Source organism: Marinobacter shengliensis, assembly GCF_003007715.1.
Lineage (GTDB): Bacteria > Pseudomonadota > Gammaproteobacteria > Pseudomonadales > Oleiphilaceae > Marinobacter > Marinobacter shengliensis.
This window is the reverse complement of record NZ_PXNO01000023.1, coordinates 170,023-183,051: the sequence shown is the minus strand read 5'-3', so window position 1 is coordinate 183,051 and position 13,029 is coordinate 170,023. Positions and strand designations below refer to the sequence as shown.

Below are 13,029 nucleotides of genomic sequence, written 5' to 3'. Positions count from 1 at the left end.
GCTCAGGGTAACAGTGATGCCTTCATGCCCCTCTGTCTCTGGCGGCAGCGGGCGGCTGGCAAATATGTCAATCGACTGGTTGGGAGGCGGTGGTCTGCACATTGGATTTGGGAATAATGCTGCGGCCATAAACCGCCAGCAAGAACCCGATGGGAAACATAAGCACACCGTATACGGCAGCGGGGATGGACATGGCGCTGGATTCCAGCAGCGTCAGGGTAACCATCAGGCCAATGGTCGCGTTCTTGACGCCCAGTTCAACCGCCACGGCCAGCGACTCGCGCTGCGTCAGGCCCGCCGCACGCCCGGCAAGCAGGCCCAGAACAATGCCCACCACATTGAGCATGATGGTTGAAGGACCAGCCTGCTTCAGCAAATCGCCGATCTGGTCACGAACACCGAACAGCAGGGCCACAATCAGAACCGCCAGCACCACGCCCCCGAAAATGCTGACGACACTCTCAGCTTTACGTGCCAGCTCAGGCTTGCGAGTGCGCACAATCATGCCAAGAGCCACCGGGAACAACACGATGCCCACCAGCATGCCGATGGTTTTGCCCACTGGTAGCGAGATGTCCTCCGCCGTGCCCATAAAATGCTGCAGGGCCATATTGGCAAACAGCGGCAGGGTTATGATGGTGATCAGGCTGGCTACCACGGTCAGAACAATAGACAGGGCAATGTTGCCCCTGGCCAGTAAAACGAACAGGTTGGATGTGGTGCCGCCAGGGCAGGCTGCAATAATCACCAGCCCCACCGCGATGGCAGGCGACACCCCAAACAGATAGGCCAGCGCAAACGCAGCCAGCGGCATCAACAATATCTGGGCGATGGTGCCGACCACCATGCCACGGGGGTAAACCGCCACCTGGCGAAAGTCCCGAACGGTCAGGGTCATCCCGATACCGATCATGATGATAAAGAGCGCCACCGGCAAACCTGCCGAGATCAGCGGGCTGGATTCCACGAAACCTCCGTCATTCTTTGTTATTCATTGTTTGCAGAGAGAAATTAGCACACTACCCGACAGATCGGCAGCGCCGGATGGCTACATTGTGTAACTGCAAAACCCTGTAAAAGCCAGAACTAAATGGGCGTTTTGATCGTGTGTTACTGCGGTAATCAGTATACTTGCATGTAACAATCAAAAAATGACTAAGTGACGGAGATACACAAGGAATGAAACGTCTCGGAACACTGGACGCCTCATGGCTCGCGGTAGAATCTGAAGATACCCCCATGCACGTCGGTAATTTACAGATTTTCTCGCTACCGGAAGGCGCTACGGAGACTTTTCTGCGGGACATGGTGACCCGCATGAAGGAAGCAGGTGATGTCGCAGCCCCCTGGGGATACAAGCTGGCCTGGTCCGGCTTTCTTGGGCGACTGGTGGCACCAGCCTGGAAAATCGACAAGGACATCGATCTCGATTACCACGTCAGACACTCAGCCCTGCCCCGTCCCGGCGGCGAGCGGGAGCTTGGCATTCTGGTGTCGCGCCTGCACTCCAACCCCCTGGATTTTTCCCGCCCGCTGTGGGAATGCCATGTCATCGAGGGGCTGGAAAACAACCGTTTTGCCCTGTACACCAAGATGCATCACTCGATGATTGACGGCATCAGTGGCGTGCGCCTGATGCAGCGTGTACTGACCACCGACCCGGATCGCACCAACATGCCGCCGCCCTGGACGGTTCGTCCCGAGCGGCGCCGTGGCAGCAAGACAGACAAAGAGGCCAGTGTGCCGGCGGCCGTCTCGCAAGCCATGGACGCGCTGAAACTGCAGGCCGATATGGCGCCAAGACTCTGGCAGGCCGGTAACCGCCTGGTTCACTCTGTGCGGCACCCGGAAGATGGCCTGACAGCACCCTTCACTGGCCCCGTGTCTTTGCTGAATCACCGGGTGACCGGCCAGCGCCGTTTCGCCACCCAGCATTATCAACTGGAGCGGCTGAAAGACTTGGCACATGCCAGCGGTGGCTCCCTGAATGATATTGTTCTGTACTTGTGCGGTACGGCTCTGCGCCGGTTCCTGCTTGAGCAGGACCAGCTGCCAGACATCCCTTTGACGGCAGGCATTCCGGTTAACATCCGCCCGGCAGATGACCAGGGTACAGGTACCCAGATCAGCTTCATGATTGCCTCTCTCGCTACCGATGAAGCCGACCCGTTGAACCGGCTTCAGCAGATCAAAACATCTACCCGACGGGCCAAGGAACATCTGCAAAAACTGCCGAAGAGTGCACTGACCCAATACACCATGCTGCTGATGTCACCCTATATCCTGCAGCTTATGTCTGGCCTGGGCGGGCGCATGCGGCCGGTGTTTAACGTGACGATTTCCAACGTCCCGGGGCCGGAGCGAACGCTTTACTACGAGGGCGCAAAGCTGGAGGCCATGTACCCGGTGTCTTTGATTGCCCACGGCGGGGCCCTGAACATTACCTGCCTGAGCTATGCCGGCTCACTGAACTTCGGTTACACCGGCTGCCGCGACACTCTACCCAGCATGCAGAAGCTGGCGGTGTACACCGGGGAAGCACTGGATGAGCTAGAGAGCCTGATCCTGCCTCCGCCCGCTAAAACGACAAAGGTAAAACCTCAAAGAAGCAGAAAAGCGCCGAAAGCTACGGGCACCAAAAGCCAAAGCTGATCTCCGGGCAGACCTCCCCGGCGCTAATCCAGGGTCTGAAGGTAATCCTGCAATGCGGCCGGATCGGTGAGTTCGATCCGGCCGTAGGTCAGTTTCAGTAGCCCCCGCTGCTCAAAATGCTTGATCCACTGGTGCACGCCCTGTCGGGTCATGCCCATCATATTCGCAATGTGTTCCCGGGTAATGCGGATGGTCACCGGCTCGGTGCCAGCGTCACCATCGCCCTGAATCTGGGCCAGAAACAGCAACCTCCGGCCAATCCTTGCGGCAACGCCTCGAAGTGCATCGTCTTCAATAATCGACATCGCCGCCCATAACCGGCGGCTTACCATGTCCAGAACCACCGGATAGCACTCAGGGTACTTTGCCATTACGCTCCGGAATGCATCGCCCGGTAGCTCTACCAGGGTTGCCGCTTCATGAGCCGTGGCGCCGTACACCCTTTTCATACCGGGAGAAAAAACTGAATCCCCGAACCAGACTCCGGCGTTGAACATGATCAGAGTGGCTTCCCGCCCTGCGGAATTGACGGAACTTATCCGGACCACACCCGAGGCAATCACATTCAGAGTGGCTGTGGCAGATCCTTTGTCGTAGATCGGCTCATCCGCATCGAATATCCGAACTCGGGCAATGTCGGCAAGGTCGTCAAACGCCCGCACAGGGAAACCTGCAAACAAGGGGCAGTCAGCCAGGATGGTCTTGATGTTAGTCATAACCTCAATTGTAAACAATTTGACAGTCTTGGCCGATCACTTATCCCTACACTCGACGCTAAAGAGGATGAATACCACAAGAACAACACCCATAGAGAGAAACACATCATGTCAGAACAGCTCTCCATTCCGTCAAAGAAAAACAACGTCAGTGAACAAGAATGGCAACTGCGGGTCGACCTTGCAGCGGCCTATCGCCTGGTGGCACTCCACGGTTGGGACGACCTTGTCTTTACTCATATCTCCGCGAGGATCCCCGGCGATGAGCACCATTTCCTGATCAATCCCTACGGGATGATGTTCGAGGAAATTACCGCATCAAGCCTGGTACGTGTTGACCAGGACGCAAACAAGATCGACCCCGACGATTTCGACATCAATCCCGCCGGCTTTACCATCCACAGCGCCATTCATTCGGTGAGAGAAGACGCAGCCTGTGTGATGCACCTGCACACCGCCGACGGCATTGCGGTATCGGCGCAACAGGATGGCCTGCTTCCCCTATCCCAGCAAAGCCTGTTTGCGCTGGCCAGCCTGTCCTATCACGATTATGAGGGTGTTGCCCTGAGGGAAGACGAAAAGGCACGTCTACAAAAAGATCTGGGCAACGCGAACTTCATGATCCTGCGCAACCACGGCCTGCTGACCACCGGGACCAGCATTGCCGATGCGTTTCTTGCCATGTACATACTGCAGACCTCGTGTCAGATCCAGATCAAAGCGCTGTCGGGCGACCGCCCATTGACGCCCATCCCCGCCGGCATAGTCGACACCATCAAACAGCAAGCCGAACAGGTTACCAAAGGCCTTGGTGGCAAACTGGCCTGGCCTGGCTTGCTGCGCAAGCTGGACCGCATTGACCCAGGTTTCCGGGACTGACAGGAGCTCACATGCTTGCAAACCTTGGCCTTCTGGCCGGTCTGATTTTGCTGATTGTGATGGCGTTGCGCGGAATCAATATTCTGGTCGCAGCGCTGGTATCCAGCCTGATTGTCGCGGTGACCAACGGATTGGGACTATCCCCGACCCTGCTGGAACACTTTCCTTTTGGTCCGCTGGGCGCCTTCAGCTTTGCCGGCAAGTTTTTTATCCTGTTCCTCGCCGGCGCCATCTTCGGCAAGATGATGGCCTCAAGCGGGGCTGCGGGCTCCATCGCCAATGCCATAACCCGTGGCCTGGGCGCAAAACGCACCATCCTGGTGACCATACTGGTGTGTGCGTTGTTAACCTATGGTGGTGTCGTGGTGTTTGTGGTGATCTTCACCATGTACCCGCTGGGCGTCGCGCTCATGCGCGAAGCCAACCTGCCAAAACGCCTGTTTTGCGGCGCCAGCGCGCTGGGGTCTGGCACCTTTACCATGACGGCACTGCCTGGCACTCCCTCTATACACAACGTCATCGGGGCTTCCGCTCTTGGCACAGACCTGTTTGCCGGCGCCCTGATCGGGCTGACCGCCGGCGCTGTTATGTTGGTGTTGGGACTGGTGTACCTGGAACGGCAATGGACCCGGGCTCGCGCAGCCGGAGAGGGCTACCAGGTGAATGCCCAGGATGAATACATGGAGAACATGGCGCCTGCGCTACAGCATGGGCCCAAGTGGCAACGCAGTATTGTTCCGCTACTGCTGGTTCTGGGCACCATTATTGTTCCGAGACTGTTAACCGCACTCGGCATAGCCGATGGCGAGACGCCTTTGCTGGGCCCCCTGATCGCTTTCGCCGGTAACGAGCCGATCGTCTGGCCAAGCTTTGCCCTGATGATTGGCGCGGGTAGCTGTGTGTTGCTGTTCCCGGATTTTCGCAGCAAGGCCATGGAAAGTCTGGGCGTTGGCGCCAACGACGCTATCATGCCTTTGCTCAACACGGCCGCCGTGATCGGGTTTGGCAGCGTGGTGACTCAGACTACCGGCTTCAACAGCTTTGCGCAGTGGGTACTGGAGCTGCCGCTACCTCCGCTGTTATCCGCGTTCGCCTCAGTCAGCGTGGTGTCGGCGATTGTGGGCTCGGGGTCCGGGGGATTGCAGATCTTCATGCAGACCTTTGCGGAAAAGTATCTTGCGATGGGTATAGAGCCGGAGACCCTGCATAGAATTGCCACCCTCGGTTCCGGCGGCATCGACTCACTGCCCCATTGCGGCGCGGTAATTGCCATGCTGACCATCATGGGCCTCAAGCACAAGGAAGCCTATAAGGACATCTTTGTGGTGACCGTCGCCATTCCAGTTATCGCCACCTTGGTGGCCATTGGCGTGGCGTCGGCAACCTAGTGTCCCGCCTCAGGCGCTGTCGCTGTTCCAGTTGGCAGCGCCGACAAACACCATCTGCAGGAAACGGGTGGTGCGCTTACGCACCTGGCCGATCTGGTAATCGTCGTCTTCGGATATGCTGAGCAGGTCGGTCAGGCTGAAGGCCACGGTTCGCACTACCAGATCGCATGTTACATCCAGATCGGCGTCACTAAGATGCTCCATTAACCTGAGCCGGCGAAGATCGTTGGCCAGCTCGCTGGCGAAGAAACGCATTTCACTGCGAATCCCCTCCTGTACCGCCCGACTTTCCCCCGCCAGGCCCTGAGCCATAAACAGGAAGAAACTTCGGTTGGCCTGGGCATGAGCCACGAAGATACCCACAGACTCTTCAATCAGCTTGTCCGCCTGCAACACATTGGCTCGCGCTTCCCGCATCATTCGGCGTAGCACCAGGCCCAGCTCATCCACCAGCTGCAAACCCAGATCGTCCATGCTCCGGAAATGCCTGTAAAAGGATGTAGGCACCACACCCGCCTGCCGGGTGACCTCCCGAATGCCCAGGCTGGCGAAATGCCGGCCTTTACCCACCAATGCCAGAGCCGCACTCATCAGCTTCTCGCGGGTTTCCCCTGGCTTGCGCCTTTGTTTGTCTGCCATTCCTCTTCCCGTACCGCTTAACCAGGTTCACAAGTGTACACATTAGACCGGAGAAAGAACCACCAGACTTGTCATTTCGAGCCAACCATCACGCCAGGTAATTGTTGAAAGTCAAACTTGTGTGTACAGTCGTACACATTAGTGAACACTTGTACACATGCAGTGGAACAAGTACCAACAAGTATGGAGAACCAATCATGCTGGCACGACTTTCAAACACCAAAGCACTTCACTGGCTTGGCCGGCAGTTACTGAACCGGGACAACCCGGCCGGCTATTTCGACCCGCTGGCCGAAGCCATCAACCCGATGTGGGTACAAGAGTACACACCGGCACGGGTAGAGAACATTATTAACGAAACAGCTGACACCAAAACCTTCGTTCTGAAGCCGGCAAAACGATGGGCCGGGTTCCAGGCAGGTCAGCATGTGAACATCTGTACCGATATAGAGGGTGTTCGCCGCACCCGCACCTTCAGCCTGTCCAGCTCACCGTTGTTGTGGCAATCCGAGGGGCAGATCACCCTGACCATCAAGCGCCTGCCCGGTGGACTGGTCACCAACTGGATGCACGACGCCCTGCAACCGGGAGATGTGATTGGGCTTACAGAGGCGTTTGGGGAGTTCCTGATTCCCGAGCCGGCGCACCCCGTGCTGTTCATTGCCGGCGGTAGCGGCATCACCCCTATCCTGAGCCAGCTTCAGACCATGGCAGCAGAGGACTATCGGGCCCCCGTTACCCTGCTTTATTACGTGCGCACCCATAATGACGTGATCGCCCGGGAAGCACTGCAGGCCCTGGCAGCACGCTGGCCTGCGCTGTCACTGACTATCATCGCAACCAATGAGAGCGACGAGCCTCGTTATCTGCGGGACAGCGACCTGGAGACCGTCGCGGGCATCAAGGCCAGAGAAGTATTCCTGTGCGGACCCAAAGGTCTGATGGACCTGGCAACGGACCTTCTGGCCAAGCGCGGCCTGAAGGAGAAGCAGATGCACAGTACCTTTTTTGCGCCCCCGGCACAGGCATCTCTGGATAGCGATCAACTGGGCGGTGAGGTGACCTTTTCCAACAGCAACCTGAAAGTGGGCTCAGAAGGCGATGCCAACCTGCTGGAGATTGCCGAAGCCGCTGGCCTGAAACCCCAATACGGCTGCCGCATGGGCATCTGCCACCAGTGCAGCTGCCGCAAAACCAGCGGCATCGTGGTTAATCGACTTACCGGCAAGGTCTCCGGCCCGGGTGAAGAGCCTGTTCAACTTTGTGTTTCGGTTCCCCAAGGGCCTGTCGCCCTGGACGTCTAACCCCATTCTTTTGTATTGCGGCGATTATTGCCGCAGGGAGTCATCGATATGAAAAAGCTTAACGAAGACCAACTGAACGAACTGCAGAAAGACCTGGACGCCATCCGTGACGAGGTCATTGCAGACCTGGGCGAGCGGGATGCCAAGTACATCCGCAAGATCATCCGCCTGCACCGCACCCTGGAAGTGGGCGGCCGGGTGATGATGCCCTTCGGCTTCATTCCACCCGTATTCGTGGCTGCTACCGCTACGCTGGGTATCGCAAAAATCATAGAGAACATGGAAATCGGCCATAACGTCATGCATGGCCAGTACGACTGGATGAATGACCCGGCCCTTAACTCTCAAACCTATGAGTGGGACACCGTTTGCACCAGCGATTCCTGGCGCCGGACCCACAACTACGAGCACCACACCTACACCAACATTATCGGCAAAGACCGGGATTACGGTTATGCGGTGCTGCGCCTGAGTGATGACGTGAAATGGCACCCCGGCCACCTGTTGCAGTTCATCAACTACATCCTGCTGACCGTGCTGTTCCAGTGGGGCGTCGGCGTACACGAGCTGGAGAGCGAGAAGATCCGCCGGGGAGAGTTGCGCTGGCGCGACAAGCTGCCGTTCCTGAAGGATTTCGTCCGTAAGGGTGGCCGCCAGGGATTCAAGGATTACGTATTCTTCCCGCTGCTGACCCTGCCTGTCGCTCCTATCGTTCTGGCAGGCAACGTGGGTGCTAACCTGATTCGTAACATCTGGGCATCCACCGTTATCTTCTGCGGGCACTTCACCCAAGATGCGGAGACCTTTACCGAGGAAGAATGCGAGGGTGAAAGCAAAGGCCACTGGTATCTGCGCCAGCTCACCGGTTCATCCAACTTCACCGGCGGCAAGTGGCTGCACGTGTTGAGCGGACACCTGAGTTACCAGATTGAACACCACGTGTTCCCCGACCTGCCGGCTCACCGTTACCCGGAGATTTCCGAGAAGGTTCAGGCAGTGTGCGAGAAATACGACATTCCGTACAACACCGGGAGCTTTGCCAAACAGTATGGCACCGTCCTCAAACGTATCGGCAAATTCTCGCTGCCGGACGTGGTAAGAACCCGATTGGAAGGAAAGCGCGAGCTTCAGGCGATCTGAAGCAAGCGCACCAGCTGTGGCCGGTGTTTATCCTGGATAACATCGGCCAGAGTGTATTTGTCGAGTGTTTCAAGGAAAGCCTTCAAGGCTTCGGCAAACATGGCCTTCAGGCCGCACACCGGGGTGATCTTGCAGGCGTTCTTTGATGAAAAGCACTCAACAATGCTGAGGTCCTGCTCCGTTTCCCTGACAAGAACACCGATGTTGATCTCATTGGGCGCCATGTGCAGGCGCATACCACCTTTCTTGCCCCGAATGGTCTCGATGTAGCCTTTCTTGTTGAGCTGATGAACCACTTTCATCAGGTGATTCTTGGAAATTTCGTAGCTGTCTGCAATTTCCTGAATGGTGGCCAGACGATCACCCTGTTCAGCCAGATAAATCAGAACTCTCAAGGAATAATCTGTATAGCGGGTGATGTGCATTCATAACTCCATAAATATGACGGAAAACTTTAACAGGATGGCCTCGTGAGCAGATAACCTGCAACGCTCAGCAGGAACAGCCCCGAAACCGTCAATACAAATACCGTTGAACCTAGCCAGACCAACATGCTCCAGCTCAACGCCATCATGGCGCAGGCAAGAATCTTCGCCTTAACCGGAATGGCCCTGCGCTCATGCCACTGGGCAATTGCCGGGCCGAAAGTCGGGTGCTCTTCAAGCCACCGGGCAAACTCCGGAGACCCTTTACTGGCAAAGTAAGCCGCCAGTATGACAAACGGCGTGGTCGGCAACAGCGGAAGAACAACCCCGACGGCACCAATCGCTACAGACATATACGCAAGTATCCGGAAACCGGTTTTACCGGAAGGTGCTTTCATGGCACGGGTCTCGGAACGATTCATAACTGCATCTATTCTACCGTGAATCAGTGTACGGGTCTGCCCAACTTGCTCAGAAAGGCCAGACGGGCAACGTAGGCAATTTTCACCCCAACCGCGAATAACAGGGTTCCGATGTGGGCGGCAATCTGCACTGGCAGTGCCAAGGCATCGGCCAGCGGGTAAGCCAGCATCACCGTCAACAGCAACCCCAGGAACGACACCAGAACCGCGGTATTGGATATGACCAGCCATTTTTCAAAGCGTTCCATAACCCCCTCCACCTAATTACATTTATTGCGATTACATCTTTAAGGCTATATCGAACGACATCGAAAATCAAATTCGAAAAAATATCTAAACAAATCAATTGCAAGAGCCAATTTAAAGACCTGAAACACAGAATCCTAGAACTTTATATTTGACATTCAACTTACATCTAAATGAAAATTCACTCCGATACATTTATCTGTTATACATGTTTAGGAGTGCATAATCATGAACCTGACTAACCTTCCACTCGGCCAGCTGGCCCGTGACATTCCTGGGGCCTCCGCCGTGCTGCATCGCCACAAGCTCGACTTTTGCTGTCATGGTGACGCCTCATTGATGGCTGCAGCCACGGCAAAAGGACTCGACCCGAACGCCATTGCCAGCCAGCTGATCGCCTTGCAAGCCCGGACTGACCAGGCTACGCCAGAAGACCAAACCAGTAACGAAGCGTTGATTGAGCACATTCTGACTCGCTTCCACGATGTACACCGTGAACAACTCCCTGAGTTGATTCGATTGGCTCAGCGCGTAGAGCGCGTTCACAGCAAGCACCCCCGCTGCCCTTCAGGGCTGGGCGCACACCTTGAAAACATGCAGAACGAGCTTGAATCGCACATGCAAAAAGAGGAACAGATCCTGTTTCCGATGATTGCCCGTGGAATCACTGGCATGGCCGCAGCACCGGTTTCAGTCATGCGCAATGAACACGAGGACCATGGTGCCGCCCTGGCTGAAATCCACAGCCTCACCTTCAACCTGACCTTGCCAGAAGGTGCATGCAACACCTGGAGAGCGCTCTATCTGGGCCTGACCGAACTGGAGAATGACCTCATGGAACACATCCACCTGGAAAACAATGTGTTGTTCCACCGGGTTGATGGCTTGCTGGGGGGCGCGCAACGTGGCTGACTATCGAAAACTCTGGTGGATTCTGATCGCCATTCTGGCAATCACTTTTACACTGCTTGGTTACTTTGGTCGGGAGGTCTACCGAGAGGCTCCCCCCATACCCGACCAGGTGGTTTCTCCCGCTGGCGACCTTCTGATGACAGAAGAGAGCATTCTTGATGGCCAGACTGCCTGGCAGTCCATGGGCGGTATGCAAGTCGGATCTATCTGGGGGCATGGTGCCTATCAGGCGCCGGACTGGACTGCAGACTGGCTTCACCGCGAACTGGAAACCTGGCTGGAAATTGCCGCACAGGAGGAGTTCGGGCATGCCTGGCACAGCCTGAGCGGCCAACAACAGAACGCTCTGCAGTACGATCTGAAAACTGAATACCGGAACAACACCTATGATGACGCCACCGGTACCCTGCATCTCTCAGACCGGAGAACCCGCGCCATTGCCAAAACGGCCGACTACTACAGCCGGTTATTCAGCGATGCGCCAGAGCTACAATCCACCCGCGCAAGCTATGCGATGAAGGAGAACACACTGCCCAGCCCCGAGCGCCGGCAGCAAATGACTGAGTTCTTCTTCTGGACGGCCTGGGCTGCAGCAACCGAGCGCCCGGGAAGCAACGTCACCTACACCAACAACTGGCCACACGAACCGTTGATCGACAACAAGCCCAGTGGCGAGAATGTGGTCTGGTCAGTGATCAGCGTCATTCTCCTGATCGCCGGGGTAGGAGGCCTGATCTGGGCCTGGGCATTCTTGCGCAAACACGATGACGATGAACCTGCGGCGCCGCTTAAAGATCCCATCAGTGCCCTTGCACTTACCCCCTCCCAAAGGGCACTGGGAAAGTATCTGCTGCTGGTCGTCGGCCTCTTCACCTTCCAGGTCATGCTGGGTGGGTTTACCGCACACTACACCGTCGAGGGTCAGGGCTTCTACGGAATCAACACGTCGGAATGGCTCCCGTACTCGCTGGTCCGCACCTGGCACATTCAGGCGGCGCTGTTCTGGATTGCGACCGGCTTCCTGGCAGCCGGACTGTTCCTTGCGCCCGTCATCAACGGCGGCAAGGATCCGAAATTCCAGAAACTGGGTGTAGACGTGCTGTTCTGGGCACTGGTTGTGGTCGTTGGCGGCTCATTCATCGGTAACTTCCTGGCCATTGCCCAGATCATGCCCCCGCATCTGAGTTTCTGGCTGGGCCACCAGGGTTATGAGTTTGTCGACCTTGGGCGTCTCTGGCAGATCGGCAAATTCCTGGGCATCGTTTTCTGGCTGGTCTTGATGTTACGCGGCATTGTGCCAGCACTTCGCCAACCCGGTGACAAAAACCTGCTGGCATTGCTCACCGCCTCGGTGGTTGCAATTGGCCTGTTCTACGGCGCTGGTTTCTTCTACGGAGAACGTACCCATATTTCCATCATGGAATACTGGCGCTGGTGGATTGTTCACCTTTGGGTAGAAGGCTTCTTTGAAGTATTCGCCACGGCCGCCCTGGCGTTCATCTTCTGCAGCATGGGACTGGTCTCGCGCACCATCGCAACGTCGGCCAGTCTGGCCTCCGCCAGCCTGTTCATGCTCGGTGGCGTACCAGGGACCTTCCATCACCTGTACTTCTCTGGCACCACAACACCGGTGATGGCGGTTGGTGCAACATTCAGCGCACTGGAAGTTGTGCCATTGGTTGTCCTTGGCTATGAAGCCTGGGAAAACTGGCGGCTGAAGACCCGCGCTCCGTGGATGGAAAATATCCGCTGGCCGCTGATGTTCTTCGTTGCTGTCGCGTTCTGGAATATGCTCGGCGCGGGTGTTCTGGGTTTCATGATTAACCCGCCGATCGCCCTCTATTACATTCAGGGCCTGAACACGACGCCCACCCATGCCCACGCAGCGCTGTTTGGTGTCTATGGGTTCCTGGCCCTGGGCTTCACGCTGCTGATCCTGCGTTACATCAGGCCGAGCATTGTCTTTGACGAACGACTGATGAAGATCAGCTTCTGGTGGCTGAATATCGGGCTCGTCCTCATGCTGTTCACCAGTCTGTTGCCCATCGGCATCATCCAGTTCCTGGCAAGTGCCAGTGAAGGCCTCTGGTACGCCCGAAGCGAAGCCTTCCTGCAGAGCGATGTCCTGCAAACCCTTCGCTGGATCCGGACTATTGGCGATGTTGTGTTCATCGTTGGGGCGCTTGGGGTCACCTGGCAGGTGGTAAAAGGCATTTTCTTCCCCAATCTGGAGCCGGCGCCCTACCCTGATGATGAGGCCATCTCCGAGCGGGCATAGAGTGTATTGACCGTTTTCCCCGGGGCCT

The 13,029-nt window shown here is 56.6% G+C and carries 13 protein-coding genes; 7 read left to right on the top strand and 6 right to left on the bottom strand.

Translation table 11 applies throughout. The features are described 5' to 3' along the window. Positions 1 to 67: 67 nt before the first annotated feature. On the bottom strand, positions 68 to 967 hold the full coding sequence (locus C7H10_RS10085) for a bile acid:sodium symporter family protein (protein WP_106694759.1): 900 nt from the start codon (positions 965 to 967) through the stop codon (positions 68 to 70). Positions 968 to 1,179: 212 nt separating this feature from the next. Here C7H10_RS10085 and C7H10_RS10080 point away from each other — a divergent pair, with 212 nt between their 5' ends. Continuing rightward, entirely contained in the window at positions 1,180 to 2,652 is a 1,473-nt protein-coding gene (locus C7H10_RS10080) for a WS/DGAT/MGAT family O-acyltransferase (protein WP_106694758.1), read from the top strand. A 23-nt stretch (positions 2,653 to 2,675) separates the two neighbouring features. Here the strand turns inward: C7H10_RS10080 and C7H10_RS10075 are convergent, their stop codons facing one another. Continuing rightward, positions 2,676 to 3,368, bottom strand: a complete 693-nt coding sequence (locus C7H10_RS10075; protein ID WP_106694757.1) for a Crp/Fnr family transcriptional regulator — start codon at positions 3,366 to 3,368, stop codon at positions 2,676 to 2,678. A gap of 108 nt (positions 3,369 to 3,476) precedes the next feature. Here C7H10_RS10075 and C7H10_RS10070 point away from each other — a divergent pair, with 108 nt between their 5' ends. After that, positions 3,477 to 4,247, top strand: a complete 771-nt coding sequence (locus C7H10_RS10070) for a class II aldolase/adducin family protein (protein ID WP_106694756.1) — start codon at positions 3,477 to 3,479, stop codon at positions 4,245 to 4,247. 11 nt (positions 4,248 to 4,258) lie between these two features. Beyond that, a complete protein-coding gene (locus C7H10_RS10065; RefSeq protein ID WP_106694755.1) occupies positions 4,259 to 5,635 on the top strand; it encodes a GntP family permease in 1,377 nt (458 codons plus the stop codon). 9 nt (positions 5,636 to 5,644) lie between these two features. Here C7H10_RS10065 and C7H10_RS10060 read toward each other — a convergent pair whose 3' ends face one another. Then, the gene (locus tag C7H10_RS10060) at positions 5,645 to 6,274 is read right to left on the bottom strand and encodes a TetR family transcriptional regulator (RefSeq protein ID WP_058092709.1); all 630 of its coding nucleotides are present in this window, start codon (positions 6,272 to 6,274) and stop codon (positions 5,645 to 5,647) included. A gap of 197 nt (positions 6,275 to 6,471) precedes the next feature. Here C7H10_RS10060 and C7H10_RS10055 point away from each other — a divergent pair, with 197 nt between their 5' ends. Both C7H10_RS10055 and C7H10_RS10050 read left to right on the top strand, forming a co-directional pair. Then, positions 6,472 to 7,578: a ferredoxin reductase gene (locus C7H10_RS10055; RefSeq protein ID WP_106694754.1), complete on the top strand. Its 1,107-nt coding sequence runs from the start codon at positions 6,472 to 6,474 to the stop codon at positions 7,576 to 7,578. Between the two features lie 48 nt (positions 7,579 to 7,626). After that, a complete protein-coding gene (locus C7H10_RS10050) occupies positions 7,627 to 8,718 on the top strand; it encodes a fatty acid desaturase family protein (RefSeq protein ID WP_072676455.1) in 1,092 nt (363 codons plus the stop codon). Here C7H10_RS10050 and C7H10_RS10045 read toward each other — a convergent pair. Genes C7H10_RS10045 through C7H10_RS10035 form a run of 3 tightly spaced genes read right to left on the bottom strand, consistent with a single transcriptional unit; the run spans position 8,706 to position 9,813 of the window. Then, on the bottom strand, positions 8,706 to 9,143 hold the full coding sequence (locus C7H10_RS10045) for an RrF2 family transcriptional regulator (RefSeq protein WP_058092706.1): 438 nt from the start codon (positions 9,141 to 9,143) through the stop codon (positions 8,706 to 8,708). The genes C7H10_RS10050 and C7H10_RS10045 overlap by 13 nt on opposite strands. Positions 9,144 to 9,172: 29 nt before the next feature. Next, positions 9,173 to 9,565, bottom strand: coding sequence for a YbaN family protein (locus C7H10_RS10040; protein ID WP_244178247.1), 393 nt, complete (start codon positions 9,563 to 9,565; stop codon positions 9,173 to 9,175). Positions 9,566 to 9,588: 23 nt separating this feature from the next. Beyond that, positions 9,589 to 9,813: a hypothetical protein gene (locus C7H10_RS10035; RefSeq protein WP_106694753.1), complete on the bottom strand. Its 225-nt coding sequence runs from the start codon at positions 9,811 to 9,813 to the stop codon at positions 9,589 to 9,591. A 226-nt stretch (positions 9,814 to 10,039) separates the two neighbouring features. Here C7H10_RS10035 and ytfE point away from each other — a divergent pair, with 226 nt between their 5' ends. Further along, positions 10,040 to 10,723, top strand: coding sequence for an iron-sulfur cluster repair protein YtfE (ytfE, locus tag C7H10_RS10030; RefSeq protein ID WP_106694752.1), 684 nt, complete (start codon positions 10,040 to 10,042; stop codon positions 10,721 to 10,723). Continuing rightward, positions 10,716 to 13,001 (top strand): nitric-oxide reductase large subunit, encoded by a 2,286-nt coding sequence (locus C7H10_RS10025; protein WP_106695156.1) that lies wholly within the window; start codon positions 10,716 to 10,718, stop codon positions 12,999 to 13,001. The genes ytfE and C7H10_RS10025 overlap by 8 nt, the downstream gene beginning before the upstream one ends. Positions 13,002 to 13,029 lie beyond the last annotated feature (28 nt).

Coding starts and splice junctions, on each gene's coding strand:
- C7H10_RS10080 (WP_106694758.1), top strand. CDS start 1,180: ATGAAACGTCTCGGAACACTGGACGCCTCATGGCTCGCGGTAGAATCT.
- C7H10_RS10075 (WP_106694757.1), bottom strand. CDS start 3,368: ATGACTAACATCAAGACCATCCTGGCTGACTGCCCCTTGTTTGCAGGT.
- C7H10_RS10070 (WP_106694756.1), top strand. CDS start 3,477: ATGTCAGAACAGCTCTCCATTCCGTCAAAGAAAAACAACGTCAGTGAA.
- C7H10_RS10065 (WP_106694755.1), top strand. CDS start 4,259: ATGCTTGCAAACCTTGGCCTTCTGGCCGGTCTGATTTTGCTGATTGTG.
- C7H10_RS10060 (WP_058092709.1), bottom strand. CDS start 6,274: ATGGCAGACAAACAAAGGCGCAAGCCAGGGGAAACCCGCGAGAAGCTG.
- C7H10_RS10055 (WP_106694754.1), top strand. CDS start 6,472: ATGCTGGCACGACTTTCAAACACCAAAGCACTTCACTGGCTTGGCCGG.
- C7H10_RS10050 (WP_072676455.1), top strand. CDS start 7,627: ATGAAAAAGCTTAACGAAGACCAACTGAACGAACTGCAGAAAGACCTG.
- C7H10_RS10045 (WP_058092706.1), bottom strand. CDS start 9,143: ATGCACATCACCCGCTATACAGATTATTCCTTGAGAGTTCTGATTTAT.
- C7H10_RS10040 (WP_244178247.1), bottom strand. CDS start 9,565: ATGAATCGTTCCGAGACCCGTGCCATGAAAGCACCTTCCGGTAAAACC.
- C7H10_RS10035 (WP_106694753.1), bottom strand. CDS start 9,813: ATGGAACGCTTTGAAAAATGGCTGGTCATATCCAATACCGCGGTTCTG.
- ytfE (WP_106694752.1), top strand. CDS start 10,040: ATGAACCTGACTAACCTTCCACTCGGCCAGCTGGCCCGTGACATTCCT.